Origin of the sequence: Neptuniibacter sp. QD29_5 (genome assembly GCF_047778125.1) — a bacterium.
Taxonomy (GTDB): domain Bacteria; phylum Pseudomonadota; class Gammaproteobacteria; order Pseudomonadales; family Balneatricaceae; genus Neptuniibacter.
This window is the reverse complement of sequence record NZ_CP180556.1, coordinates 2,760,402-2,786,525: the sequence shown is the minus strand read 5'-3', so window position 1 is coordinate 2,786,525 and position 26,124 is coordinate 2,760,402. Positions and strand designations below refer to the sequence as shown.

The following is a 26,124-nucleotide window of genomic DNA, read 5'->3' as shown; positions in this document are numbered from 1 at the left end:
TCTCCTTTATGCCTGTCTCTATCTTAAATGGCTAAACCTGATATATCGCTTAAATTGAATTAATCATCATTTTGCTTGTCCGAGCTAAGCAATTAGAGATTATAAATAGGGAGATGAATGATGGGAAAAATCACAGGTGCGGTAGCGGGTACAGTTGCTCTGGGCGTTGCAATGAGTACTTCAGTTCAGGCTGGAGATGGCATGATCAATGTGAAAAGCCAACACAGCGTGGTTCAAACGGCCGATAAATTAGAAACGGTTTTAAACGCTAAAGGCATGACGGTATTTGCCCGAATTGATCACAGCGCTGGCGCTGAGAAAATTGGTAAGGAGCTACGAGATACTCAGTTGGTCCTTTTCGGAAATCCAAAAGTTGGTACGCCCTTGATGCTTTGCGCACAAAGTGTCGCGATCGACCTGCCGCAAAAAGCACTGATCTGGGAAGATGAGGAAGGCTCTGTTTGGTTAAGTTATAACGATCCATCCCACTTAGCTAAGCGCCACAATATTCAAGGGTGCGATGAAGTACTAAACAAAGTGTCAGGTGCTCTGGGTAAGTTTGCAAAGGCGGCTACGGAGTAGGAGAAAAGCGGGTAAAAACAGCTTAGATCGGCTGAATACAGCAAAAAGCGATCAGATCAGATGCAAATCATTCTAGTCGTCATTCCAGCGAAGGGTGGAATCTAATTTTCTCTTCAACCGCCTTTAAGCGGAATGGTTTCATTAGCATTTATAAGCCTTTGACCGTGTTTAGCTGTTTCTAGCTGGGTTCTACAGCTTTATCTATTCCCTTGAAAATACTTTCTGTACCTACTAGTATGTTTGTTACTTGAATATTGAGCACACTAAGTTATGGCTGCTACGCGTGAGTTATTGATCGATACCATGAAGCAACTGCTTTGGGAGCGGGGCTATGATGCCACTAGTCCTAATCAGGTGTTAGAGCGTAGTGGTGTGGGTAAAGGCAGCTTCTATCACCATTTTAAAGGAAAGAAGGATCTGGCGATTGCTGCAATGGAATCCCGAACGGATGACTTGCTTGCTGAGTTTGATCAGATCATTGCGCAAACGGATGGTGATTGGTTAGCTCAAGTCAGTGCCTATTTGCGATTGCCTCGACATGCGTTGAAGGGATGTCGTATGGGGCGGATCGTTCAAGACCCTTCGGTCGAAGATGAACAGCTGTTAGCACCTTTGGAACGTTATTTTTCCACTATGCATAAACGCTTCACAGCGATTTATAGCGAGGCGCAATCATCCGGTGCATTAGTAAAGATCCATAAACCGGAAGCTTTAGCAAAGTTAACCTTGAGTGTCTTACAGGGCGGTTTTGTTGTAGGGCGAGCGGTGCAGCAAGATGATACGGTGGGTGATGTCTGCGAGAGTTTCTTAGATATGTTAGCAGCACTGAAAACGAACTAGAAATCGTTGAGAAACAGCCTGTTTAATTACAGGCTTTTTTTGAAATATAAATTGTACCTACTGGTATGTACAGGATTTTTTAGAGGTATAGTTAAGGAGGTAATATGAAAATTTATCTGAATCAGAACATCTTACTGATGCTGCTATTTATAGCAGTGTATGGCTCTGGATTCGTTGGGGCGAAGCTTGGCTTAGGTTATAGCGAACCGTTTACCTTTTTAGCTGTACGTTTTGCGATTGCGGGTGGCTTGCTTGCACTGGGAGCGGTATTACTCAGTGCACCTTGGCCGAAAAATCCTGGGTGGATTTTAGTAACCGGAATCTTAATGCAGGGGCTGTTCTCGGTAGGCGTATTTTACGCACTTTACTTGGGAATGAAGCCTGCCGTATGTGCTTTGATTATTGCGTTGCAGCCATTGTTAGTCACAGTGTTGGCAGGACCATACCTGAAAGAGCAGGTCACGGGCTGGCGCTGGCTTGGTTTGCTGATAGGTATCAGTGGTGTAGCGGTCGTTGTAGCTGATGGGCTAGCTGTTGAAGGGATTAGCTGGACGACCCTAGTCTGGGCTCTAGTTGGGTTATTGGGGTTATCGCTAGGGCAGTTAATTCAGAAAAAGCACTGTGCTGATATGCACTTGATCAGCGGTGGGGCATTGCAGGTATTAGGTACGGTCCCCGTGATGCTGTTGTTAGCGTTTCAATTTGAAACGATGCAGATGCAGTGGCATTTAGATCTTGTGTTGGCCATCTTCTGGATGGCAGTAGGCGTATCTTTAGGGGCGGTGAGCTTGCTCTATATCTTGATTAATCGAAACAGTGCATCACAAGTTGCCAGCGTATTTTATGGTATACCAGTCGCTGCTGCGCTAATCGCTTGGCCTCTATTTGAACAAGTACCAACCCCGGCAGACTGGGGCGGATTTGCAGTGGTAGTAATCGGTATATTAGTCGCCAATATCAGGTCGAAAGAGGCGATTACTCATGAAAATGTTGTGAATGAAACGCGCAGCAATGCTCCTCATAAGCTTCCGCTAGAAGCTCAATAAAGGCACTGATCTTGCGGGGTACATAGCGAATATTGGGGTAGATCGCGTAAATGCCGACATCGCGGTAAACCCATTCCTGTAATACTGGGACAAGTTCGCCGCTGGCTACCTCATCACGTACGAGGAAGACCGGCATAAACGCAATCCCAGTACCGGCAATTGCGGATTCTCTTAAGGTAACAAGAGAGCTTGCCTGAAAACGGCCATTTACTTTAATGCGATCGGGCTGGCCTTTTACTGTGATTGGCCAGTCATGAGGGCCGGTTTCTTGATACTTAAACTGCAGGCAGTTGTGCTCGTCCAGATCGGCTATCTTTTTAGGTGTGCCGTGCTCTTGTAAATACTCTGGTGAAGCATAAGCGTACCAACGGGATTGCACCAAAAGACGGGCTCGCAGGGTCGAATCGGATAAAGTACCAGTACGAATTGCGAGGTCAAAACCGTTTGAGATTAGATCTTGAAAGCTATCCTTAATCACCATCTCTACTTTCATCTCTGGATAGCGTTTTAGATACTCATCGACGACGGCAGGAAGGAAGAACTGACCCGAGATCATCGGTGCAGCAATACGTAAAAGGCCTTGAGGCTGCTCAGCATGTTGAGACACTGCTTGCTCGGCTAGCGCTACACCACTCTCTAGTTGCTGACAGTGATGATAGAACTCTTCACCCGCTTCTGTAAGGTTCAGCTTTCGCGTAGTGCGGATCAGCAATTGCACGCCTAAATGTTTCTCTAGCCGCGAAATATGTTTGCTCACTACAGAGCTTGCAACGCCCCTTTGTTCCGCTACAGCGCGGAAAGACTTGAGTTTCACCACTTGGGCGAACAGCAGCATATCATCCAGATTATTCATATCGGTTTTATTATTTAATATTTGGAATCAATTAAATTCGATTGTGCACGCTAATTTAATTATAGCGTTTGAGCTAACCTATCTCAAAATCATAATAACTAGGGAACCTACGAATAAGTCCTATACGACTTTGCTATGCCCCTTGGGTACAGGCTTAAAGAGCAATTGAAGCACGAGGCAATGATTACAGGCATGCTGGTTGCCTGTCGAAAATCATTAACAAAGTGATTCGGTTGCTCTGTAAGCCCCGTAGGGTGGGCTCTAAAACGACCATCTACTTTGTCAGTCAGCTTGAAAAGGTCCAGACATTTCGCTGCACTGGCTTTCACGTATCTGGTCGTTTTATAGCTCACTGAGAAAGTATGAGACTTATCAGTAGGTTCCCATAAGCTCAACTGACAGGATCGCATCATGCAGGAACAGGATAAATACCAAGAATTTATTGCTGAAGCCGCTAAGTTTTTTCCGGAAAAGCGGATTATTACTGATTACCTTCGTACCCTTGCTTACGGTACAGATGCAAGCTTTTACCGCTTGCTGCCTAAGGTGATTGTGCAAGTGGCGGAAGAGTCCGAAGTGATCCGTCTGATGGCTTTAGCGACAAAACTGAACCTGCCGATTACGTTCCGTGCTTCCGGCACCAGCCTGTCAGGCCAATCGATTACCAACTCGATCATGCTTTCCCTAACACCGGATTGGAAAGATTATGAAATTCTTGAGTCGGGTAAAAAGATCCGCATGCAGTGTGGCGTGCTGGGTGGCGATGCCAACCGTTATTTAGCACCTCTAGAACGCCAACTTGCGCCAATGCCAGCGTCGATCGATGCGGCTACTGCCGGTGGTATAGCTATTAACAATGCGGCGGGTATGAACTCTATGGACACATACGGTGTGATGGATTCAGCTCGATTTGTACTCTTAGACGGTACTGTTCTGGATACTGGCTCAGAAGAGAGCCGTGAAGCGTTCCGCGTAAGTCATGCAGGCATGATTGCCGACGTAGAAGCGCTTTCCAAAAAGCTTCGCAATAACACCGCGTTAAGTAAACGTATTTTGCGTAAGTACGAAGTTAAAAACACCACAGGCTATGGTTTACGCTCCCTTATCGAGTGGGATGATCCAATCGATATCATCGGGCGTTTGATGATCGGTTCTGAAGGCACGCTGGGCTTTATCTCCGAGATTACACACAACACGATTCGTAAATACCCGCTAAAAGCCTCTGCATTTTTGGTCTTCCCTGATATCCGTACAGCAAGTATTGCGGTTACGCGTTTTAAGCTAAATAAAACGCCGGTATCTGCAGCAGAGATGATCGATTACTTTGCGCTTAAAGCGGTACAACACATGGATGGTGTACCAAGTTATATCCAAGGTGTTCCAGAAGGTGCGACAGCGATCTTGGTTCAAGCCGAAGCCGATGAACAAGAGGTTATAGAAAGCCATATCGCGACGATTCTTGCTGAGATTGATGATCTAGAATTGGTTGTGCCTGCAAGTTTTACCGATAAACCATCGGAGTATCAGGCGTACTGGAATGTGCGTAAAGGGATCTTCCCTGCGGTGGGTGCAACGCGTCCGAAAGGCACGACAGCGCTGATCGAAGACGTCGCTTTCCCAATCGAAACGCTAGCAGATGCGCTGGTGGATCTTCAGCAGTTGATGCAGAAATTCGGTTACGATGACGGTGTTATCTACGGCCATGCATTAGATGGCAACCTGCACTTTATTTTCTCTCAAAGCTTTAGCAGTAAAGAAGAGGTCGATCGTTACGAACGCTTTATCGATGAAGTCTGCGATGTTGTTGTCAACAAATACGATGGCTCTCTAAAAGCGGAACATGGCACCGGTCGTAATATGGCTCCTTTCGTCCAGAAAGAGTGGGGTGATGAAGCCTACAGCGCCATGCTGGAGATCAAGCGTATCTTTGATCCACAGGGCATCCTAAACCCAGATGTTATGATCACGCAAAATCCAAAACTGCATATCAGCAATCTTAAGCCGATGAAAGCCGTAAGCGATATTGTTGATCAGTGTATCGAGTGTGGTTTCTGTGAGCGTATGTGCCCATCGAAAAATCTAACACTCAGCCCGCGCCAGCGTATTATTGGCAAGCGCGAACTGGCGTTGTTAGAGGGTGAAAACCAGCAAGCTTTCGCTGATGAATATGACTATATGGCTGTGGATACCTGTGCAGGCTGTGGCTTGTGCTCAACGGTTTGCCCTGTAGGCATCAATACCGGTGATTTGGTTCGACAGCTTCGCCACGAGCGTCATGCCAGCCGAGAAGGTATGTCCGAATGGATCGCTAATAACTTTGGTACGGTTACCAAAGCGGCGAAAACCGCCTTTGGTATAGCTGATATGAGTCACGGCTTGCTGGGTAGTAAAGCCATGGGTGCGGTAACGCGTACCGCGCGTAAACTCTCTGGTAATAAGATTGGTTACTGGAGCCCAGAGATGCCGACCCCTGCACCTAAACTGGAGACTGAAAAGCGCCAACCAGCTCAGCCAACTAATACCTCAGGTAACAAACTGAAAGTGGTTTACCTACCAAGCTGTGCTAGCCGTACCATGGGCCCAGCACGCGGCGCAGAAGAACAAACTTCGCTTGTGGACAAAACAGAAGCGCTACTACGCAAAGCAGGCTTTGAGGTTATCTATCCACAAAACCTTAAAGAGCAATGCTGCGGTATGCCGTTTAAGAGTAAAGGCATGTTTAACCAGGCCGAATCTAAAGCCTCTGAAACCGTGGATATGCTGCTAGAAGCGAGTAATGGCGGAGAGATTCCCGTTTACTGCGATACCAGCCCATGTACGATGCAGCTGAAACAGAATCTAGATTCTCGTATCAAGCTATATGAGCCGGTCGATTTTATTCACACCTTTATGATGGACAAGCTGGACTTCAACCCTGTGGATGACAAAGTTGCGCTGCACATAACCTGTTCCGCACGTCGCTTAGGTCTCGATCAGAAAATTGTCGAAGTGATGAATGCCTGCAGCACCAATGTTGTAGTTCCAGATCAGATTATCTGTTGTGGTTTTGCCGGTGACAAAGGCTTCACTACACCAGAACTGAATGAATCAGCACTACATACCCTAGCGGATCAAGTTGTAGGCTGCAGCAGCGGCTATTCGACCAGCCGTACCTGTGAAATCGGTCTAAGCCACCACTCCGGTATCGACTACCAGTCCATTGTCTATCTGGTAGATCAGTGTACTGAAAGGAAGGTGTAGGAATAGAACGCTTCGCTTTTAGGACGCCACTACGTGGCTAGAGGAAAAGCCAGTTCAAGTTATTACAAGGATGTTTTAGCTGAAACCTGCGTTCCTCGGCTTTCAGCTGTTTTTGATATTCTTAATTACTTCTTTGCCGTCTCTTACCTGCCAGCTGTGACGGAATCCCACCCTTTCTGAATCTCTGCTTTAAGGGTTTCTAGTTTTAACTGCCTGTGCGGCATTTCGTTGTTCCAGTAGACGCAGATCTTTCCGTACAACCCCGGTAGTTAACTGATGACTGATTATTTTCTAGAAAAATGGCTAAAAAATATCGGTTTAGTGTCTAGGCTTAGGTAATAAAGCTAAATTGAACGGATAGGGATATGCCTGCCATAGAAGTAAAAGCTTTTTATCAATCTGACATCGGGAGTGTCAGTTATATTATCGCTGATCCCGAGAGTAGGGAATGTGCGGTGATTGACCCTGTGTTGGGCTTTAATCCTGTTTCGGCACGCATTGATACAACACCGGCCAAGGCATTAGTCGGCTGGATCGAAAAGCATGGCTACACTACTCGCTGGTTACTGGAAACGCATATTCATGCTGATCATTTGAGTGCCGCAGGCTACATACAGCAATGCGTTGGAGGTGAAACGGCTATTGGCAGCGGTGTGGTTGAAGTACTGGAAAAGTTGATTCCCCTATTTAATCTTGAAGGGCGGGTTCCTAATGACGGTAGCCAGTTTCAGCACCTGTTGGAGAATGGAGCAGAACTACCTCTAGGCAATAAAACGATTCGGGTATTACACAGCCCTGGTCACACTCCCGCCTGCGTTAGCTACCTGATAGAAAACTCGCTTTTTCTTGGTGATGCCTTGTTTATGCCTGACGTTGGTAGTGCGCGATGCGATTTCCCGGGAGGTAATGCCAAAGCGCTTTACCAGAGTATTCAGCGCTTATATAACTTACCCGGCTCTACAACGGTGTATGTGTGTCACGATTACCCATCAGAGCAAAGACCGCTGCCTTGTTGGCAAAGTACAATCGAAGAGCAGCAGCGGTTGAATATCCACCTGTCAGGTCAAACCAGTGAAGCTGAATTTATTAAGATGCGCGAACAAAGAGATAAAGGCTTACCGCTTCCAGGGGCAATGCTTGCCGTCGTTCAACTTAATCTAATGGCAGGGCATTTACCTGCTCCTGATATAAATGGCCGTAGTTATCTGAAAATACCGATCAATATTTTTTAAAAGAGGATTGGCAAGTAGCTTAGGAGGTTACTCTAGATAAGGTTGCCTAATGCGGGTATATGTTCCATCCATAAACATCCTTCCTAAGGCTTGTTGTAACTTGTGTATTATTTCGTCTGGAACTTGTTTATTGAATGCCAGGTAATAATCATAGCGGTCTTCAAACGGAATCAGCTTTTCTATAGCTGAAAATTCATATCCGTATTGTTTAACGTGGTGAGCCGCGACGAGCTCTGTCGCATTCACCAAGTCCACTCGACCACTGAAAAATTTCTTATACATTGTGTCTTCTTGATTACTGTACTCAATCTTAAAACCTAGCTGTTCAAGCTGCTCGGCGGATGAAAACCCCCGAACACCGCCAACAACAAATTGAGTCGCTTCGGAAAGAGTATTGGCTTGAATATCATCACGTTTTTTCAATTTCCATAACCATTTCACTCGCGGGGCAACGGGGCCGACCCATTTAAAAAGATGCTCGCGTTTTGGAGAGCGGGTGGTTTCAAACAGCATGACATTCGGTTGGGTTTCAAGCATATGGTAACCCCGAGCCCATGGGTAAACCTTTATGCGGTTATCCACTATTTGAGTATCGGTACGTTTTAATAGCTCCTCTACTACTTCCACGACAAAATCAGCTGCTTTCTGGGTGTTGGTATCATAGTAAGTGTGTGGTGGTGTTTCTTCAGTGATGGCGTGTAGTTGATAAGGGGCGGCGTTCAGGCCACTAGAGAGAATGAATAAAATGTAGATGACGAAACGCATAAAGCATTACTCATTTAACAAAGGGTAAAGTCTAGTCGGAATTATAGTTGTTAATTTAATGGTTATGCTGGCAGAACGGCTTTACAGGTGGGTAGAACGGGCTTAGCCTGCGAGTGGTTAGGAGGAAAAACAAGGACGCTGGCGCTAGAGAACGCTTCGCTTTTAGGACGTCACTTCGTGGCTAGCAAGTTAAAGGGGTTAAAGTCCTTTAATTAAGGTAATAAAAAAACAGATAGTTTCATCGTCTGGTTTTTGCTTTTAAGTCTTTTTCTAACCACTCTAGAGGCGTAGCGGTCTGATCTAAAGCGAGCAGCCCGTTTCATTGCTAGACTACATACAGTTTTTTGTAGATCTGCCAGTGGAGCCCTAGTGAAGATCAGAACCCTCTGCCTCTCTCTGTTTTTGATACTGAATGTAAACACCCCTGTGTGTGCGGATGAGCATTCAGGGGTGACGCTCGTCTCTACGGAGTTGATGTCCGGCCTTTTGGAAAAAACAGAGACTGGGGTGGAAGGGATCTATCCCGATTTCTTTGCACAAGCCGCGAGCAAAGCCGATGTGAAATTACATTACCGTATCGTGCCGTGGTCTCGCGCTGTTTTAGAAACGGAAAAATCTAAGGAGTATCTTCTATTCCCACTCACTCGCACGACCGAACGAGAAGAACGTTTTAGTTGGTTGGCGAAACTGTGGGAAGTACCTATCTGCTTTCTGAGTGTGACTCAGCCAATTAATTCTTTTGAGGAGGCCAGGAGGCTAGAAGGGATTATGGTTTGGCGTGGTTCCTCTCATCAACAGAGGCTGATAGAGCTTGGGTTTGGCAACTTGATAGCTTTTGATGATCCCCGTTTGGTTAAACGGGTTGTAAAAAAACGAAAAAATGTAGCTTGGTATAGCCCTTGTAATGAGGCGCTATCCCTCTTTGGTTCGTTTAACGCAGAGCATGCGATCATTATCGGTAAGGTTGTGGATAATGAAGAGGTTTGGCTAGCCGGAGGGCATAATTACCTCTCTTCCGATGAAAGGCTACGCTTCTTAAATGCTGTGTCTGAGTTAGCACCTGAAGGCACACTAAGACGCAGAATTTTGATTGAAGGAAGATAGGGAATATTTCGTGTTATTACAAAAAAGCCCAGACCGAAGTCTGGGCTTTGTGTTTTAAGCTTTTTCTAACAACTCTAGCGGCGCAGCCGCGTCCTAAGCGCGAAGCGTGCTAGAAGCGTAGCGATCTGTCTTACAGCGCTTCGATCTTACCGTATTGTTCTTTCAGCTTATCGAATGCTGCTTGAGAGCCTGCAAGCTTCTCACGCTCTTTAGCGATAACCGCTTCTGGTGCATTGGATACGAACTTCTCGTTACCTAGCTTACCTTCAACACGGCTGATCTCTTTCTGTAGCTTGTCTAACTCTTTCTGTAGACGAGCAAGTTCAGCATCTTTGTTGATTAGGCCGGCCATAGGTACCAATACTTCCATATCGCCCACTAGCTGAGTTGCTGCCATTGGTGCTTCATCACCGGAATTTAGCCATGTGATGCTGCTTAGCGATGCTAGTTTAGATAGGAAGGTACGGTTAGCTTCTAGACGTTGTTTGTCTAGGTCGCCACCGTTCTGGAACAGTACGTCTAGCTCTTTAGCAGGGGAGATGCCCATCTCACCACGGATGTTACGAACACCTGTGATAACGCCTTGTAGCCATTCGATCTCAGCTTCTGCATCGCTATCGATCTTGTCAGTGCTTGGCACAGGGTAAGCCTGAGTCATGATCGTATCGCCTTCAACACCGGCTAGACCTTTAACCTGCTGCCAGATCTCTTCAGTGATGTACGGCATGATTGGGTGAGCAAGACGTAGGATCGTTTCCAATACGCGAACTAGGGTGCGGCGAGTGCCACGCTTAGCGGCTGCGGAAGCATCTTCGTCCCATAGTACTGGCTTAGAAAGCTCTAGGTACCATGCACAGTAGTCGTTCCAGATGAAGTCGTATAGTGACTTAGACGCCATGTCGAAACGGTATTCGTCGAAGTGTTTAACTACTTCTGCTTCTACCGCTTGTAGGCGGCTTGCGATCCAGCGATCTGCCAGTGACAGTTCGATATCACCGCCGTTCTGACCACAGTCTTCGCCTTCAGTGTTCATTTGCACGTAACGTGCAGCGTTCCAGATCTTGTTACAGAAGTTACGGTAACCTTCTAGGCGCTTCATGTCCCAGTTGATGTCACGGCCAGTTGAAGCCAGTGCAGCAAGGGTGAAACGTAGCGCGTCGGTACCGTGTGCCTGAATACCTTCTGGGAACTCTTTCTCTGTACGTTTGCCAATTTTAGCTGCCTGTTGCGGCTGCATCATATTGCCGGTACGTTTTTCTAGAAGCGTATCTAGCTCGATACCGTCGATCATATCCAATGGGTCCAGTACGTTACCCTTAGACTTGGACATCTTGTCGCCGTTTTCGTCACGGATTAGGCCGGTAACGTAAACAGTTTTGAATGGTACTTGTGGGTTGCCGTCTTCATCTTTCATGAAGTGCATGGTCATCATGATCATGCGTGCTACCCAGAAGAAGATAATGTCGAAACCAGTTACTAGCACATCAGTCGGGTGGAATGTCTGTAGGCGCTGAGTGTTTTCAGGCCAACCAAGTGTGCCGAATGTCCATAGTGCCGAACTGAACCATGTATCTAGAACGTCATCGTCCTGACGTAGTTCAACTTCTGGATCTAGACCGTATTTTTCGCGTGCAGCTTCTTTGTCGTTCGCTACATATACATTGCCTTCGTTATCGTAGAAGGCTGGGATACGGTGGCCCCACCAAAGCTGACGAGAGATACACCAGTCTTGAATGTCGCGCATCCAAGCGTTGTACATGTTCTCGTACTGCTGTGGTACAAATTTGATATCGCCTTGTTCTACTGCTTCAACTGCTGGTTTTGCTAGCGTTTTAGCATCAGCAAACCACTGGTCAGTTAGCATTGGCTCGATAACTACGCCACCACGGTCGCCGTAAGGAACCGTCATGTCGTTTTCTTCAGTTTTAACTAGCAGGCCTGCTGCTTCGAAATCGGCAACGATTTCACGACGTGCCGCGAAACGTTCCATGCCACGGTATTTCTCCGGGATGTTAGTGTCGATGTCGTTGTTTGGCGTACCGTCAGTGTTAAAGCCTTCACCTTCTTCGCGGATATCAGCGTTGTAGGTTAGGACGTTGATCATTGGCAGATTGCAACGCTTACCAACTTCGTTATCGTTGAAGTCGTGTGCAGGTGTGATTTTTACGCAACCTGTGCCTTTTTCCATGTCAGCATGTTCGTCGCCAACAATTGGAATACGACGGCCAACAAGCGGAAGAACGATCTCTTTACCGATCAGATCGTTGTAGCGCTCATCTTCAGGGTTAATTGCAACACCGGTATCACCTAGCATTGTTTCCGGACGAGTCGTACCTACAACGATGTGGTCTTCGCCAGCCGCTGTTTTTACACCATCAGCTAGTGGGTAACGTAGGTACCACATCTTGCCTTTGGTTTCTTTGTTCTCAACTTCCAGATCTGAGATCGCAGTGTGAAGTTTAGGGTCCCAGTTTACTAGGCGCTTGCCGCGGTAAACCAAGCCTTCGTCGTATAGACGGATAAATACTTCTTGAACCGCGTGGTAGAAACCAGAGTCCATTGTGAAACGCTCGTTCGCCCAATCTACAGAGTTACCTAGGCGACGCATCTGGCGAGTAATTGTACCGCCGGACTCTTCTTTCCATTCCCAAATCTTTTCGATAAAGGCATCACGACCTAGATCGTGACGAGTCTGTTGCTTCTCAGCCGCTAGCTTACGCTCAACAACCATCTGCGTTGCGATACCCGCGTGGTCTGTACCAACCTGCCACAGAGTATTTTTACCCTGCATACGCTTGTAACGAGTTAGAGCATCCATGATGGTGTGCTGGAAAGCGTGACCCATGTGCAGGCTACCGGTGACGTTCGGTGGCGGAATCATGATGCAGTAAGAGTCACCTTCGCCTTGAGGTGCGAAGTAGTTGTTGTCTTCCCAGGTTTTGTACCAGGATTTCTCGATTTCGTGCGGCTGGTAAGTCGTATCCATTGCGCTCTGAGTCTTCTGAAAATCTGTCGAATTAGGCTGCCCGAGAGTTGCCGTGGGCAGCACGCATAAAGTCCAACATTATACAGGGTATAAGGGGTTAGTAGCTAGACGCTTTGCTTGCTAGTGGCTAGAAAAATCTCTAGCCACTAGCAACGACGAAGTCGTGTTCTAGTAACTGGCAGCTACACAGCGTTGTCCTGCTTCTATACTTGTAAGTATCAAAGTTATTGCGGAGGTACGAACATGAAACAATGTTATGCCACACGCGGTTTTTTACCTTGTCAGGATCCGGCGACTGAATTGGTTTTGGGGGAGCCTTATGCAGTACTGGATACGGTGGGTAATTCGTTACCGAGTTTGTTACTAGAAAAGGATGCTCGAAACTATCTGCGTCGAGTGTTTGTTCCCGATTGGCCCTATATCAATATCCCTGATGACCTTTGGCCGCAAGCGTGCCTTTACTATGTCAGGTTGGGTTTTATCGCGTCGGGTTATATCAATCAAATAGGGCAACCAAGTTGTCATTCTTTACCGGCTAACCTAGCCCGGCCTTTATGCAAAATTGCTGACCTGATGCAGCGACCACCCATCTTGAGTTACGACGGTTATGCGCTGTTTAACTGGCGACGGTTTGATATTCGTAAGCCTGTTCAACTGGGTAATATCGATACGATTCAGAACTTTGTTCATCTCTACGATGAGCATTGGTTTATCTTGGTCCATATCGAAATAGAGGCTCTGGCTGCGGATATCTTAGATGCCGTTCTAAGTCTGCAAGGTGAAGTTCAGCCCAGAGACGTTGATGCTGCACTCGATAAGATCGCTATGGCAATGACGTCGATTATTCAGGTATTGCAACGAATACCTGAGCGTATGTCTGATGAGCTGTATTTCTCTAAATTCCGCCCCTACATTGGCCAATTCCAAGATGTGGTGTATGAAGGTGTGAATATTGATCCGATCAGCTACCGAGGTGAAACCGGCGCACAGAGCTCCATCATGCCGTTACTCACAGAGTTTATGAAAATCCCTCACCAAGACAATCGCTTAACCCGACATTTGTACGATATGCGTCAGTACATGCCGGTTGATCATCGAGTTATGTTGGAACAAGTACGTGCTATGCCTGATGTTAAAACTGTGGCGAATTCCGATAAGTTTGATGCGGTGTTAGAACTGATGGCTTGCTTTCGTGAAGTGCACTATCACTGGGCGATTAAATACATCGCACGGCGTTGTAATGATCAGCAAGGCACCGGTGGTACACCATACATGCGCTGGCTTAAATTCCTGATTGAAGAAACCCGCGGGCATAAAAAGTCCGGCGGGAAAGGGACGGTTGTGGCTTGAATTAGTTGCTAGGACGGCTGCGCCTATAGAACGCTACGCTTGCTAGCCACTAGCCACTAGCCACTAGCCACTAGCCACTAGCCACTAGCCACTAGCGTTTACGCATATCATGCATATCAATCTGAATGCCATTAGATTGATAGAGCTTGTAGTTTTTGCGGGTTGAGGCAAGGACATCTTCTGTTTGCACGACGACTTCTAAGATTCGGTCGAATCCTAGCGCGTCTTCTGGAATATCTAAATTCAGATTTACGAATACGTCTTTATGTTGCGGGCGTTGTTGATCCCAGCCGATTTGTACACCGGCTTGTAAGTCTTCGCCTACCAGTTGGTGTGGGATAAACGCTTCGGGGCGGTATTCCCAGAGAAGCTGATCAATATGTTTGGCTTCACTTTCATTTGCGGTTTGGATGTAAAGTTGGTGCCCTAGCGCACGGATCTTTTCGACTAAACGGCAAAGGAAGCGACCGCGGGCATCCGGGTCGCTAGAAGGTAGTACATAGAAATCAGCTTTACTGGTCATCGGTTACTAAGCCTGAGGCTTATTCCTCGTCTGCTGATTGGTTTAGCAGGTACTGAGTTAGTAGCGGTACACAGCGGCCTGTAGCGCCTTTGTTTTTACCACCGCTATGCCAAGCAACACCTGCAATATCCAAGTGAGCCCAACGGTACTCTTTAGTGAAGCGAGATAGGAAGCACGCTGCTGTGATCGTGCCGCCTGGGCGACCACCGATATTTGCGATATCAGCAAAGTTAGAATCTAGCTGCTCTTGGAACTCATCCCATAGAGGTAGCTGCCAAGCTTTATCTGCTGCTTGGTTACCCGCTTGCATTAGCTCTTGAGCAAGATCGTCATTGTTAGATAGTACGCCAGTAGCGTGGTGACCTAGTGCGATGATGCAAGCGCCAGTTAGCGTTGCGATATCTACAACTGATGCTGGCTCAAATTTGCCTGCGTAAGTTAGGGCATCGCAAAGAACCAAACGGCCTTCAGCGTCAGTGTTTAGGATTTCAACAGTTTGACCAGACATAGTCGTTACGATGTCGCCTGGCTTAGTTGCATGGCCGCTTGGCATGTTTTCAGCTGCAGCAACGATACCAACAACGTTGATCGGTAGCTCCATTTCACATAGCGCAGTCATTGCACCGAATACGCTTGCTGCACCACACATGTCGTACTTCATCTCGTCCATACCAGCGCCTGGCTTCAAGGAGATGCCGCCGGTATCGAAGGTAATGCCTTTACCTACAAGTACGTGTGGCTTATCGCCTTCTTCGCCGCCTTTGTATTCCATAACGATTAGCTTGGAAGGCTGCTCAGAACCATTGCCTACAGAAAGTAGGCAGTGCATGCCCAGTTCAGCCATCTCGTCTTCATCAACGATGGTTGCTGTTAGGCTTTCAAATTCGTCGTCTAGTTCTAGTGCTTGCTCAGCTAGGTAAGTCGGCGTACAGATGTTGCCTGGTAGGTTGCCTAGGTCGCGAGCAATGCTCATGCCGTTGACGATAGCTGTACCGTCTAGAAGGGCTGTTTCTGCAACTTCTGCATCGCCATCGTTAACAACTAGCGCAATTTGTTCCAGTTTTAGAGGATCTGCTTTTTTGCTCTTAGTTTCGTCGTATACGTAAAGCTCAGCGCCTGCCCATTCAACAACATGACGAAGTTGACGGTATTGATCAGCGTCGTCGCTTAGCTTGCAATCTAGCGCAAATGTTACGCTGCTTACGCCAGTGCCTTTAACGATGCCCATAACAGCGGTTACGGCTTTACGTAGGTTACGGTTGTTACGGTCTTCTTCTTTACCGAAACCAACCAGCAATACGCGCTTAGCAGTTACGCCCGGTACTTTGTGAAGTAGAAGTGTTTGTGCTGTTTTGCCGCTGATATCACCTTGGTTGATGATTTCGCTAATGTATCCAGAGCTGGCGCTGTCGACTGCTTTCGCTGCAGGGGATAGGTTGCCATCAGCTTCAACTGCGATGACTAGACATTCTGTTTCTAGTGACTGAATCTCACCATTTACAATTTCAAAATCCATGTTAGCTCCAAACTCACGGCCAGCAGCCGTCTAAACAAGACATTAGGTGCGGATTAAAGGATAATGCCGATACTTTAAAACTCAGTACCTAGGCTTTGACAGATAATTTCCGCTGTAAAGGCCCATAATATAAACCATTTTTGTGTCGGTAACAGTTTCGTAGGGACATAGAGTGATCGTTTTTCGTTATTTATCTCGAGAAGTGCTACTCAGCATGTTGGCGGTGAGTTCGGTTTTACTCGTCATCATTATGAGTGGACGTTTTGTTAGATACCTTTCCAAGGCGGCGGCCGGTGAATTAGATCCGAGTGTATTGTTTGCTATTATGGGGTATCGCTTACCGGGATTCCTTGAACTGATTCTTCCCTTAGGTTTATTTCTAGGCTTCTTGCTGGGTTATGGTCGACTCTATCTTGAGAGTGAGATGACGGTACTCGAAGCCTGCGGTATGAGCCAGAAACGATTAGTGGCTTATTCCATGGGTCCCGCTTTGTTGGTGGCTGTTGCTGTGGGCGTTTTATCTGTTTTTGTTTCTCCTTATGGCGCTTCTGAAACAAATAAAATCTTTGATGAGCAAGAAAGTCGCAGCGAGCTAGAAAGCCTTGTGCCGGGGCGCTTTCAGAAGAATCAGAACAGTGCGCGGGTGACCTATACCGATTCAGTAAATGAAAATGGTGAGCTCGGTTTGGTCTTTATGGCTGACCGCAATCAAAGCACTAAGCGTTTGCAGATTACCTTAGCTGAATCCGGAAGTATGTTGACTGATACTGAACGAGATCAGCGTTTCTTAGTGCTAGAAGATGGCTTCCGTTATGAAGGTGTTCCGGGCAAAGCGGATTACACTGAGCTTGGATTTAAGCGATACGGCTCAGAGGTTGAGCGTAAAAACCAAGAGATACGTTATGACAAAGTAGAGGCGCTTCCTACGTCTGTACTTTGGGATTCGGATGAACCTAAGCATCGCGCCCAACTGAACTGGCGTTTATCTCTACCTGTACTGGCGATCGTAGTTACCCTGTTGGCGGTGCCTTTAAGCCGTGTTAATCCACGCCAAGGGCGTTTTGCGCGCCTAGTTCCGTCGATTATTATCTATCTTTTATACCTCACGATTTTGAGCAATATGACCAGTAAAGTGAGTGACGATGAAGCTGCGCCGATTGCTATCTGGATGGTGCATTTTGTCTTTGCTTTGTTTGCGCTCAATATGATTGTTTTTGGCCGTTTCTGGAGTCGGGTATTTAACCAAATTCCTATGCCGACTTTGCGTATGCCATGGAGTAAGAAAACGTCATGAAGCTATTAGATCTGTATATTGCGCGTCATGTCTTAGGTGGCTTCTTGGTGGTTCTGCTGGTGGTTGCAGGGCTAGATATGTTGTTTGCTCTAGTTGAGGAACTTAAAAATGTTGAAGGTAGTTATACCTTCGCTGCTGCGGTTGAGTATTCTCTGCTAACCTTGCCGCGCCGTATTTATGAGTTTATTCCTCTCTCAAGCTTGATCGGCTGCTTGTTAGGTTTGGGTATCCTTGCATCGAGTTCTGAACTTACGGTTATGCGTGCAGCAGGTATCTCGACTTTAGGGATTATCTTGTCTGTTATGAAACCGGTATTGCTGATTATTGCGTTTGCATTAGGTCTTGGTGAATTTGTAGTTCCGCATACAGAGCAGCAGGCGCAGAGTCACCGCCAAGTAGCTCAAACGGGTAGCCGAGCGATTAATGATGCCAGCCGTGTTTGGCACCGAGATGAGCGTACATTCCTACATATCAATGCTGTAATTCCTGATGGCTCTGTTCGCGGCGTAAGTCGTTATGAGTTCAATGAAGATCTCACTCTTGCCCGCTCTAGTTTTGCCAAAGTAGGGCGTTACGAAGAGGGCAAGTGGGTACTTACGAATGTTCGTGAAACTCGTTTTCCATCGGCAGAAGATCGAGCGACACCAGCGACATCTTCTGTGACTACGAGTACCTTAGAATCCGAAGTTTGGGAAAGCGGTTTAACGCCTGAACTCTTAAAAGTTGTAATGGTTCAACCGACTAACCTATCGATGAGTGGCTTGCTATCTTACAGCGAATATCTCAATGAGCAGGGCCTAGCATCCTCCCAATACCGTGTGGCTTTCTGGAGCAAGCTCCTCTTACCGCTAGCTGTATTCGCTTTAGTATTGGTTGCTGTTTCTTTTATCTTTGGCCCATTGCGAAGCGTAACCCTCGGGCAGCGCTTGATCACCGGCATCATCGTAGGCCTCGCATTTAAACTCACTCAAGACATCCTCGGTCCTACCAGCGCCGTATTTGGGTTCGCACCGTTTGTTGCGGTGATCATCCCAATTCTGATTTGTGCGGGGTTTGGTTTCTGGTTGCTTAATAGGGCTAGATAAGGCGAGCGAAGCGCGGCTAAACCCTGCTAAAGTCAGTGAAAAACAGTATAAGCTAAGGGAAGAAGCATCCTAAACAGCGATTGAAATAGTTTGGGAATTTTTAATAGTCATTAACAACAAGGAGGTTGTTATGAGCTTTGAAACACTTCACGTCTGGAAGAAAGCTTGTAATTTGAGTTGTGAGCTTTATCAGCATTTTGCTAATTGTAGGGATTTGGGGTTTAAAGATCAGATTACCCGAAGTGGTTTATCTATCCCCAGTAATATTGCAGAGGGTTTTGAGCGAGGTTCAGTGAAAGAAAAGAGAAAATTCCTTTTCTATGCTCGAGGATCAGCTGCTGAGTTACGTACTCAAATACTTATTGGCTGCCAAGTAGGGTTTGTTGAGCCTAGTTTGGCTGAAAAGTGGTCAGCGGAGCTGTTTTACATTAAGAAAATGATCAATACATTAATCCAGCAATGTGGGGATTAATGTATTGCCTTTCGCTGCCTTCGCCCGTTTTTAGCGGTATTAAGCTGGTTTTATCTGCCTTTATTCTAAAATCTTCGCATTCTTCGGTAGTTCTACCACATGTGTGCCTGACGCTAGGTCATGCCATGTCATCTTCTGTTTGTTGATAAACATCCACAGGAAGCCTACGCCGAATGCCGATAGGGAGATGATGCCTACAATGTAACGTATTAGGGATTGAGTGAAGTTAAGGCGGTAGCCTTCAGAGGTTTGTACACGTAAACGCCAAGCGAGCATGCCGAGGGTTTGACCGTTGCGCATCCAGAAGAAGGATAGGAATAGGTAAACAATGATAAATAGAGCTGACTGATACACGGCAAAGTAAGGGCTGGTATCTAGGGCTTCGCCGCCGTTGATGGTCATAAGTACACCGGTAGAGACCATTAATAAGGCTGCAACTAACATTAAGTCATAAACAAAAGCGCCTAAGCGTTTAAGTGGGCTGGCGATTTTGATATCGGCATAAGTTTCTTTAAAGGCTCGGCTCATTTTATTAATACACGTATAGGGTCGAGTTTAAGACTGGGCGTTACTTGCTGGTTTGCGAAAATTGCCCGCTAAAAGTTATCTATCTAGGCGTAGATTTTACATGGAAATGGTTGTGCTCTGCCACCGACTTGGTTTCAGGCAATAAAAAAGGCGATCATCTGATCGCCTTTTTAAAATATTGAGACGCTTATTCTGCAATGTACGTTTTACGGTACTCAGCAGCTAATGCTTTAGCTTCTTCAAGCTCGCTTGGGTTTAGCTTCATTACCAAACGTTTTTCAATAGCTTGTGCAGTTTTGTTACCCAATTCAGCAGCATTGTGCATCCAAGCGTAAGCTAGGATGTTTGTATCCTGATCTTTCTGAGAACCGTGGTTGTTAGAGTATAGCGTACCCAAGAAGAACATCGCGTCAGTGTGACCTTGGTTAGCCGCTTTACGGTACCAACGTTCTGCTTCTTCGAAGTTTTGCTCAACACCTGTGCCGAAGTTGTAGCAGCGGCCGATGTTGTGCTGTGCAGCGACATAGCCTTGATCAGCGGATTTTAGGTACCATTCGATTGCCATATCAGCGTTACGTGACATGCCGTAACCGAACTCTGCCATTTCACCCAAACGGTTTTGTGCTTGAGCATCACCAGATTCAGCGGCAGGTTGAACGGTTTTTAGTTCAACTTTGTATTCTTTGTCTTTCAGAGCACGCAGGCTGTTTACGTTAGCCATATGGCCTTGAGAAGCACCGCGCTTGTAGTAACGGCGTGCTTTAGCTTCGTCTACCTCAACGCCCCAGCCATTCTCATACATCTGGCCAAGCATGTTGAGTGCATCTGGATCGCCTTCTTTTGCCAGTGGCTTCAGCTCTTCAAGGGCTGTTGCGTAGTCTTGCTTGTCAAAGGCTAAAGAGCCTTTGCCTAGATCGGCTGCCATTAGGTTTGTTGTACCAATGCTCAGCATTAGACTTGTAGCTAAAAGAATCTGTTTCTTCATCGAGTGTTGCCCGCATAAATTAGTTTGGGTTCGAGAGAGGCCGACGATTATACCTATATTGGAAAAATTTTGTTTGCTCCAAGTCGTATTTACCTCACCAGTACTTCATAAATGACCGTAGTCTCAGTATAAAGTTTTATTAAGCACTATCTAATGTTTTGTTTTTACTGAAAAAATAAGCGCTTTCTATTAGTCAGATACTAATTTTTGTACCTAAACTAGATTGGTAAACGTAATTATATAAAAGATATTTTTAAGATACATCATATCTTCTTGTATTTAGATCGATTGATATAGGTACTGATATCAATGTTTTTGCCAGTTGATCTAGGTAGCATCCCATGATTGCTTGATCTTATTCGAATTGGTTGATGTATGAATTTGAATGCTATTGAAATAGAGGCGGCACCGTTAAAGGCGATACTTACACCTAGTGTTATAACTGTTTCACCGGATGTGCCCTTAAAAACGGTGCTTGCGTTAATGCAGCAGCATTCGATCAGTAGCATTGTCGCTGTCGGTGATTCTGCTAAGCCTGTAGGTATCTTTACCGAGAAAGATGCCATTCGTTTAATGCTTGATGATCATTCGATCTCCTCTTTATGCATGGCTGATGTAATGAGTCAGCCTGTGATCACTGTCTCCTCAAACCTCGGTTATGCCAAAGCTTATCAAACGATGTCTGAAAACAATGTCAGGCATCTGGTCGTCGTAGGCAACGAAGGACAGTTGTTGGGTCTTGTGAGTGAAGGGGATTTTCTTCACCACATGGGAATGGAGTACCTCGTTGAATTAAAAACCGTAGCTAATTCGATGAGTTACCGTGTTAAAGGAGTAGAGCCTGAAGCTTCGTTGGCTTCTGTGCTTTCTTTGATGAGCTCAGAGAAAATTAGCTGCACGGTAATTGTAGAGAAGGGTTGTCCGGTTGGTATCTTGACCGAGCGGGACATAGTTCGTCTAGCGACTGAAAATTTAGACATAGAAAAGGTGCTGGCAAGAGAGATTATGGCTACGCCTTTAATAACTGTTTTGCCTGATCTACCTTTGCAAATTGCTAGTCGGATGATGGAGAGCAACCATGTGCGTCGTCTTGTGGTGGTTGAACATGATGGTTGCCTTAAGGGCATCTTGACTCGGCATGATATCGCTAAATCTCTACAGGGTTCTTATATCGAGTATTTGCAAGAAACCTTAGAGCGAAAAAGCCGTGCTTTAGTTAATAGTGAAGCGCGTTTAAGGGATATAGAGCAGCGCGATTTTTACCAGCATTTGGTTGAACAGGTCAGTGATGCAATTTACATCATTGATGCTGATGATGGACGAATTTTAGATGCTAATGAGCAGGCATCAAAAAGCCTAGCTATGTCACATGGCGATTTATTAAATTTGCGTGTTGTTGATTTGACCACCGCGAATGAATCTTTAAACGACTGGTTAGAAAAAAATCTATCTGAGTTAAAGGTTAAAGAAGAGCTGCTACAAACAACAGAATATCGGCGCTTGGATGGCACCGTTTTTCCAGTAGAGGTTAAATCGCGTTTAGTACGCTTTGGGCATAAAGATTATGTTGTTGCTATCGCTCGTGATTTGACTGAACGGTTCCAAGCAATAGATTCTATTCGAGATAGTGAACAGCGTTTTAGAGTCTTGTTTGAGCAATCACCTGTTCCTATGGCCTATGTTGGGTTTGATGGAAAATTGATTAGCCTTAATAAAGCCTTCACAACAACATTAGGCTATTCAGCAAAACACCTACCCGATTTAGATACCTGGTTTTCCTTAGCTCATCCCGATCTACAATACCGTAAAGAAGCGCGTGAGCGTTGGTATGGAGCTATTGAGCGAGCGCGTATAACCGACCATAAAATTCCCTTAAGTGAATATAAGATTACTTGCTTGGAGGGTAAGCAAAAACTGATTAACGCCTCGGGTATTACTACTGAGTGTGGTTTCTTGGCTATCTTGGAAGATGTAACCGAACGCAAAAGCCAAGAAGATCGTCTTCGCCAGGCTGCTGCTGTGTTTGGTAGTACGACAGAAGGGGTGATGATTACTTCGGCAGCTGGAGTTATTCAACGTGTTAATAAAGCTTTTTGCCGGTTAACTGGGTATGGCAGTGAAGAGGTGATCGGGCAACCTGCGAAAATTTTACAATCGGGCCGACATGACGAGCAGTTTTACGCGGTGATGTGGGATAGTTTGAGAGAAAAAGGCAGTTGGCAGGGGGAGATATGGAATCGTCGCAAGGATGGTGCGGTTTACCCCGAGTTACTGAGTATTAGTCAGGTTACCAATGATTATCAAAAGGTCACTCATTATGTAGGGGTCTTTTCAGATATCTCTAAACTTAAAGAGTCTGAGCAAAAGCTAAATTATTTAGCTCATCATGACATGCTCACCCATCTGCCTAACCGATTGATGCTGCAATCACGATTGGAGCAATCGTTAGCCGTAGCAAGGCGGAATAGTAAACAGTTGGCCTTATTATTGTTGGATTTAGATCGGTTTAAAGATGTGAACGATAGCTTTGGCCATGCAGCGGGGGATGAGTTGCTACAGCAAGTAGCTGTGCTATTAAAAGACCGGTTGCGGCAAGTTGATCTTGTTTGTCGTATGGGGGGGGATGAATTTGCTTTGTTGCTTGAGGATATTCACCATCCGGAGGATGCAGGTCTTGTTGCAAATGAAGTAATCGAAGCTATTAGTAAACGCTGGGTTTTAAAGAATGGTGTGGATGTTGCCATTGGGGGCTCTATTGGGATCAGTATTTATCCTACCCAAAGTGAAGATGCGGAAGCATTATTACAGCATGCAGATGCAGCATTGTATAAAGCTAAGAACGAAGGGCGTGGTTGCTTTAATTATTTCACAGAAGAGCTAACGCGTGACGCTCGTAGTCGATTGGAATTGGAAGCTAGGTTATCCCGTGCGATAGAGAATCAAGAGCTAGAGGTTTTTTATCAGCCGCAAATTGATATTGTTTCAGGTGAGTTAATCGGTGCAGAAGCGTTGGTGCGTTGGCAAGACCCGGAAAAAGGTTTAATCGGCCCTGCTGATTTTATTCCATTGGCCGAACAAACGGGGTTGATCAATCCTATTGGTCTGTTTGTACTGAAGCAAAGTTGTATACAACTGAAGTCATGGTTGGATCAAGGTTTTAAGCCGATTACGATGGCTGTTAATTTATCTTCTGTACAATTGCGGCACACCGATATTTGTCAGCTTGTGGAAACGGTGCTTGAGCAAACGGAGTTGCCTGCACAATATCTAGAACTCGAAATTACCGAAAGTGCATTGATGGAAAGAGAGCAGGAATTTATTGATCTGCTTCATCAGCTACGAAAGTTGGGCGTTAAAGTCGCTATCGATGATTTTGGTACCGGTTACTCTTCATTAGCCTATCTTAAAAAATTCCCAATCGATGTCCTTAAAATAGATAAATCTTTTGTAGAAGATATTCCTCAGGATAAAGACGATATGGTGATTGCAGCTACAATCGTTGCCATGGGGCATAGCTTAGGTTTAAAAGTGTTGGCTGAGGGTGTGGAGACCCAAGAGCAGTTAAGGTTTTTGCAAAACAAAGCTTGCCATTACTATCAAGGTTACCTCAGCAGTCGGCCAGTACCTTATCTGCAATTTGAAAAATTAATGCTTAAACCTCAGTAGTACTAACCTTTAGGCTAAAAATTGAAATATTGAATGAAAGGAGTATGAACGGTCGGTAGAGTTTCTGCTAACCTAAATTAGAGAAAGAGAAAACAGTTCCTGCTGTATTGAGGTTGTTAGTTGTTGAGCCCAAAAGCCTTATCATCATCGTTGAGTCAATTTTTACAGCGATTCTGCTTAGTTGCCATTCTTGCATCGATTGTTCTATTACTGCTTAGTGGCTATGCTGCTAGCAAATTATATGAACGTCATGTCGTACGTCTAGCTGAATCCAACGCCATTAACCTTACGGAAGCGATTTTTACTACATACCGTACTGAGCTCAATTCAGCACTGAACTCTGCTCCTCTGCTACCTCCGCAATTATTAGAACTAAATAAAACTCTAAGAGACTTTATTCAGCCCTACGGTATTGTGAAAACTAAGCTGTTTTCCCCAGAGGGTATCATCATCTACAGCACAGATCTGAGCATTATTGGCAAAGATGCGAGTGCGAATGAGATGCTTAAACAAGCCGTTATAGATGGTGCGAGTTCGAATATTCAAACAAAAGACCAGATCAGGGATTTGGCTCATGAAACCCGGTTCGATGTTGATGTGGTTGAGAGCTATGTTGCCATGCATAATTCGGAAGGAAAGCTGATCGCAGTTTTTGAAATATACCAAGATACTTCGAGCTTTCGTGGTGAAATCCAACAAGGAGTTATTCTGTTTGTCGGTGTGCTAGCGATCATTCTGTTGAGCGTAATTTGCACAGCCTTCGTATTTATGCGTAAGGCGGTGAAGAAAATGGTTTATCAACAAGAGATGTTGGAAGAGTTGGCGACGGTTGATGCGGTAACAGGGCTTTATAACCGAGCTGAAATTACACGAAGAATGGAAGCTGAGTGGCAGCGTTATAAGCGCTCCTCGTCAAAACAAGCTAGCTTTGCCTTGCTGATGCTAGATCTTGATCACTTTAAAAAAGTGAATGACAACTACGGTCATCTGGTAGGCGATAAACTCTTACAGTTGGTGGCGCATCGGTTGATGGGAGAGCTGCGCTCGTATTCAGCGATTGGTCGATATGGCGGAGAGGAGTTTATTGCCCTGATTCCTGATGTTTCTTATGCTGGTACAAAGCAGGTAGCTGAACGGTTGCAGCGGCTTGTTTCCCAGTCTGAATATGCGCTCTTGGGGCACAAAATAAAAATCTCGATTAGTATCGGCTTTGCTACTGCGGAACCGAACGATATTAATTTAGATGCTTTGATTAAGCGGGCAGATGATGCTCTATATGAAGCGAAAAAAAGTGGTCGAAATTGCGTGGTTGGAGATGTGAGTCTAAAGCCTGTAGAGAACACTGCACCAAGTTCTATGTAAAAGATACCTGCCATCTTCAGCCCTCAATATTTGTGTATTGGTGTCTGCTGAAGAAAAAAATAGTCTTAAGCGTGCCTCGGCAGTTTACCTGCCTTTGTTTGAATTTTTATTACCTTCCTCTAGTTTTTATCTGCGATTCTAGATTTTAGTCACCATATTCACGAACGTTTCTTCCTTTATTTTTTCTATTAAAAATCATACCTCTGCGGGATCAATTCCGAATTCGTTTGTTAGGTTTTTTAGGAATGCTTCACGGGAATTTCGGGATGAAGTTGGCTCCAAAGTACTAGAAAAGGTGGCTCTAATGGCCAGTTTGGTAACATTTTTGAAACAGTTACCTTTTCTGTCACGTTTTTCGGACATGGGGTGCTAAGGATTAGTTCCCAACATTTCAAGGAAGTCAGATTAAGCCATAGCCAAGGGCAAAAAATTATGAGCACGGATAAACCAGCAGCTGATCCAGCTAAAAAGAAATTGTTGGAGTTGTTTGAAGATGTGCTTGCTCATGATGGTTATGGTGAGATCCGAATCGAAACCAAAATTCTAAAACGCCAGCAAAAAGAGGTCATTCTCCATTACGGCCGACAGTACCGTTTTGTGGTGGATGTTTGAGCTAGCGAAGAGTTCGTCCCTATAAAAAGAGTGCAATGCGGGTTTGCATCTTAAAGATTTTTATAACTAAAAATCCAAAAATC

20 protein-coding genes are annotated in these 26,124 nt (G+C 45.6%); 13 read left to right on the top strand and 7 right to left on the bottom strand.

Annotated elements, in window-relative coordinates; translation table 11 throughout:
* Positions 1-117: 117 nt before the first annotated feature.
* From ACMXYR_RS13215 to ACMXYR_RS13205, 3 genes are all read left to right on the top strand, one after another.
* Positions 118-582 (top strand): DUF302 domain-containing protein, encoded by a 465-nt coding sequence (locus tag ACMXYR_RS13215; protein WP_415901949.1) that lies wholly within the window; start codon positions 118-120, stop codon positions 580-582.
* Positions 583-852: 270 nt separating this feature from the next.
* Positions 853-1,422 (top strand): TetR/AcrR family transcriptional regulator, encoded by a 570-nt coding sequence (locus ACMXYR_RS13210; RefSeq protein ID WP_415901948.1) that lies wholly within the window; start codon positions 853-855, stop codon positions 1,420-1,422.
* 104 nt (positions 1,423-1,526) lie between these two features.
* A complete protein-coding gene (locus tag ACMXYR_RS13205; RefSeq protein ID WP_415901947.1) occupies positions 1,527-2,468 on the top strand; it encodes a DMT family transporter in 942 nt (313 codons plus the stop codon).
* Here ACMXYR_RS13205 and ACMXYR_RS13200 read toward each other — a convergent pair.
* Entirely contained in the window at positions 2,398-3,321 is a 924-nt protein-coding gene (locus ACMXYR_RS13200) for a LysR family transcriptional regulator (protein ID WP_415901946.1), read from the bottom strand. The genes ACMXYR_RS13205 and ACMXYR_RS13200 overlap by 71 nt on opposite strands.
* Positions 3,322-3,732: 411 nt before the next feature.
* Here ACMXYR_RS13200 and ACMXYR_RS13195 point away from each other — a divergent pair, with 411 nt between their 5' ends.
* Positions 3,733-6,561 carry an FAD-binding and (Fe-S)-binding domain-containing protein gene (locus ACMXYR_RS13195; protein ID WP_415901945.1) on the top strand — a complete coding sequence of 943 codons (2,829 nt, stop codon included), beginning with the start codon at positions 3,733-3,735 and terminating at the stop codon, positions 6,559-6,561.
* 365 nt (positions 6,562-6,926) lie between these two features.
* Entirely contained in the window at positions 6,927-7,793 is an 867-nt protein-coding gene (locus tag ACMXYR_RS13190; protein ID WP_415901944.1) for an MBL fold metallo-hydrolase, read from the top strand.
* 27 nt (positions 7,794-7,820) lie between these two features.
* Here the strand turns inward: ACMXYR_RS13190 and ACMXYR_RS13185 are convergent, their stop codons facing one another.
* On the bottom strand, positions 7,821-8,558 hold the full coding sequence (locus tag ACMXYR_RS13185) for a substrate-binding periplasmic protein (RefSeq protein ID WP_415901943.1): 738 nt from the start codon (positions 8,556-8,558) through the stop codon (positions 7,821-7,823).
* Positions 8,559-8,927: 369 nt separating this feature from the next.
* On the opposite strand from ACMXYR_RS13185, the gene ACMXYR_RS13180 reads away from it, so the two are divergent.
* Positions 8,928-9,662 (top strand): hypothetical protein, encoded by a 735-nt coding sequence (locus ACMXYR_RS13180; protein WP_415901942.1) that lies wholly within the window; start codon positions 8,928-8,930, stop codon positions 9,660-9,662.
* Positions 9,663-9,792: 130 nt separating this feature from the next.
* Here the strand turns inward: ACMXYR_RS13180 and ACMXYR_RS13175 are convergent, their stop codons facing one another.
* Positions 9,793-12,648, bottom strand: a complete 2,856-nt coding sequence (locus ACMXYR_RS13175; protein ID WP_415901941.1) for a valine--tRNA ligase — start codon at positions 12,646-12,648, stop codon at positions 9,793-9,795.
* A 243-nt stretch (positions 12,649-12,891) separates the two neighbouring features.
* Between ACMXYR_RS13175 and ACMXYR_RS13170 the strand changes: the two genes are divergently transcribed.
* On the top strand, positions 12,892-13,998 hold the full coding sequence (locus ACMXYR_RS13170; RefSeq protein WP_415901940.1) for a hypothetical protein: 1,107 nt from the start codon (positions 12,892-12,894) through the stop codon (positions 13,996-13,998).
* A gap of 91 nt (positions 13,999-14,089) precedes the next feature.
* Here ACMXYR_RS13170 and ACMXYR_RS13165 read toward each other — a convergent pair whose 3' ends face one another.
* Together ACMXYR_RS13165 and ACMXYR_RS13160 are read right to left on the bottom strand one after the other, a co-directional pair.
* Complete coding sequence (locus ACMXYR_RS13165) at positions 14,090-14,521, bottom strand: DNA polymerase III subunit chi (RefSeq protein ID WP_415901939.1); 432 nt, start codon at positions 14,519-14,521, stop codon at positions 14,090-14,092.
* Between the two features lie 19 nt (positions 14,522-14,540).
* Positions 14,541-16,037: a leucyl aminopeptidase gene (locus ACMXYR_RS13160; protein WP_415882268.1), complete on the bottom strand. Its 1,497-nt coding sequence runs from the start codon at positions 16,035-16,037 to the stop codon at positions 14,541-14,543.
* A gap of 172 nt (positions 16,038-16,209) precedes the next feature.
* Here ACMXYR_RS13160 and lptF point away from each other — a divergent pair, with 172 nt between their 5' ends.
* The 3 genes from lptF to ACMXYR_RS13145 all read left to right on the top strand — a co-directional run bounded on the left by lptF (position 16,210) and on the right by ACMXYR_RS13145 (position 18,888).
* On the top strand, positions 16,210-17,331 hold the full coding sequence (gene lptF / locus ACMXYR_RS13155; RefSeq protein ID WP_415901938.1) for an LPS export ABC transporter permease LptF: 1,122 nt from the start codon (positions 16,210-16,212) through the stop codon (positions 17,329-17,331).
* Positions 17,328-18,416 (top strand): LPS export ABC transporter permease LptG, encoded by a 1,089-nt coding sequence (gene lptG / locus ACMXYR_RS13150; protein ID WP_415901937.1) that lies wholly within the window; start codon positions 17,328-17,330, stop codon positions 18,414-18,416. Before lptF ends, lptG begins: the two co-directional genes overlap by 4 nt.
* Before the next feature lie 130 nt (positions 18,417-18,546).
* The gene (locus ACMXYR_RS13145) at positions 18,547-18,888 is read left to right on the top strand and encodes a four helix bundle protein (protein ID WP_415901936.1); all 342 of its coding nucleotides are present in this window, start codon (positions 18,547-18,549) and stop codon (positions 18,886-18,888) included.
* Positions 18,889-18,948: 60 nt separating this feature from the next.
* Here the strand turns inward: ACMXYR_RS13145 and ACMXYR_RS13140 are convergent, their stop codons facing one another.
* Positions 18,949-19,416, bottom strand: a complete 468-nt coding sequence (locus ACMXYR_RS13140) for an RDD family protein (RefSeq protein ID WP_415896885.1) — start codon at positions 19,414-19,416, stop codon at positions 18,949-18,951.
* Positions 19,417-19,603: 187 nt separating this feature from the next.
* Entirely contained in the window at positions 19,604-20,401 is a 798-nt protein-coding gene (locus ACMXYR_RS13135) for a tetratricopeptide repeat protein (protein ID WP_415896884.1), read from the bottom strand.
* A gap of 375 nt (positions 20,402-20,776) precedes the next feature.
* Between ACMXYR_RS13135 and ACMXYR_RS13130 the strand changes: the two genes are divergently transcribed.
* From ACMXYR_RS13130 to ACMXYR_RS13120, 3 genes are all read left to right on the top strand, one after another.
* Positions 20,777-24,067 carry an EAL domain-containing protein gene (locus ACMXYR_RS13130; protein WP_415901935.1) on the top strand — a complete coding sequence of 1,097 codons (3,291 nt, stop codon included), beginning with the start codon at positions 20,777-20,779 and terminating at the stop codon, positions 24,065-24,067.
* Positions 24,068-24,187: 120 nt separating this feature from the next.
* Entirely contained in the window at positions 24,188-25,429 is a 1,242-nt protein-coding gene (locus ACMXYR_RS13125) for a GGDEF domain-containing protein (protein ID WP_415901934.1), read from the top strand.
* A 432-nt stretch (positions 25,430-25,861) separates the two neighbouring features.
* On the top strand, positions 25,862-26,041 hold the full coding sequence (locus ACMXYR_RS13120) for a hypothetical protein (protein ID WP_415882260.1): 180 nt from the start codon (positions 25,862-25,864) through the stop codon (positions 26,039-26,041).
* Positions 26,042-26,124: the final 83 nt, after the last annotated feature.

Excerpts from the sequence above, each read along its gene's own strand:
- ACMXYR_RS13160 (WP_415882268.1), bottom strand. The coding sequence starts at position 16,037 with ATGGATTTTGAAATTGTAAATGGTGAGATTCAGTCACTAGAAACAGAA.
- ACMXYR_RS13170 (WP_415901940.1), top strand. The coding sequence starts at position 12,892 with ATGAAACAATGTTATGCCACACGCGGTTTTTTACCTTGTCAGGATCCG.
- ACMXYR_RS13140 (WP_415896885.1), bottom strand. The coding sequence starts at position 19,416 with ATGAGCCGAGCCTTTAAAGAAACTTATGCCGATATCAAAATCGCCAGC.
- ACMXYR_RS13130 (WP_415901935.1), top strand. The coding sequence starts at position 20,777 with ATGAATTTGAATGCTATTGAAATAGAGGCGGCACCGTTAAAGGCGATA.
- ACMXYR_RS13210 (WP_415901948.1), top strand. The coding sequence starts at position 853 with ATGGCTGCTACGCGTGAGTTATTGATCGATACCATGAAGCAACTGCTT.
- lptG (WP_415901937.1), top strand. The coding sequence starts at position 17,328 with ATGAAGCTATTAGATCTGTATATTGCGCGTCATGTCTTAGGTGGCTTC.
- ACMXYR_RS13165 (WP_415901939.1), bottom strand. The coding sequence starts at position 14,521 with ATGACCAGTAAAGCTGATTTCTATGTACTACCTTCTAGCGACCCGGAT.
- ACMXYR_RS13135 (WP_415896884.1), bottom strand. The coding sequence starts at position 20,401 with ATGAAGAAACAGATTCTTTTAGCTACAAGTCTAATGCTGAGCATTGGT.
- ACMXYR_RS13120 (WP_415882260.1), top strand. The coding sequence starts at position 25,862 with ATGAGCACGGATAAACCAGCAGCTGATCCAGCTAAAAAGAAATTGTTG.
- ACMXYR_RS13185 (WP_415901943.1), bottom strand. The coding sequence starts at position 8,558 with ATGCGTTTCGTCATCTACATTTTATTCATTCTCTCTAGTGGCCTGAAC.
- ACMXYR_RS13190 (WP_415901944.1), top strand. The coding sequence starts at position 6,927 with ATGCCTGCCATAGAAGTAAAAGCTTTTTATCAATCTGACATCGGGAGT.
- ACMXYR_RS13175 (WP_415901941.1), bottom strand. The coding sequence starts at position 12,648 with ATGGATACGACTTACCAGCCGCACGAAATCGAGAAATCCTGGTACAAA.
- ACMXYR_RS13215 (WP_415901949.1), top strand. The coding sequence starts at position 118 with ATGATGGGAAAAATCACAGGTGCGGTAGCGGGTACAGTTGCTCTGGGC.
- ACMXYR_RS13200 (WP_415901946.1), bottom strand. The coding sequence starts at position 3,321 with ATGAATAATCTGGATGATATGCTGCTGTTCGCCCAAGTGGTGAAACTC.
- ACMXYR_RS13195 (WP_415901945.1), top strand. The coding sequence starts at position 3,733 with ATGCAGGAACAGGATAAATACCAAGAATTTATTGCTGAAGCCGCTAAG.
- ACMXYR_RS13205 (WP_415901947.1), top strand. The coding sequence starts at position 1,527 with ATGAAAATTTATCTGAATCAGAACATCTTACTGATGCTGCTATTTATA.
- ACMXYR_RS13145 (WP_415901936.1), top strand. The coding sequence starts at position 18,547 with ATGAGCTTTGAAACACTTCACGTCTGGAAGAAAGCTTGTAATTTGAGT.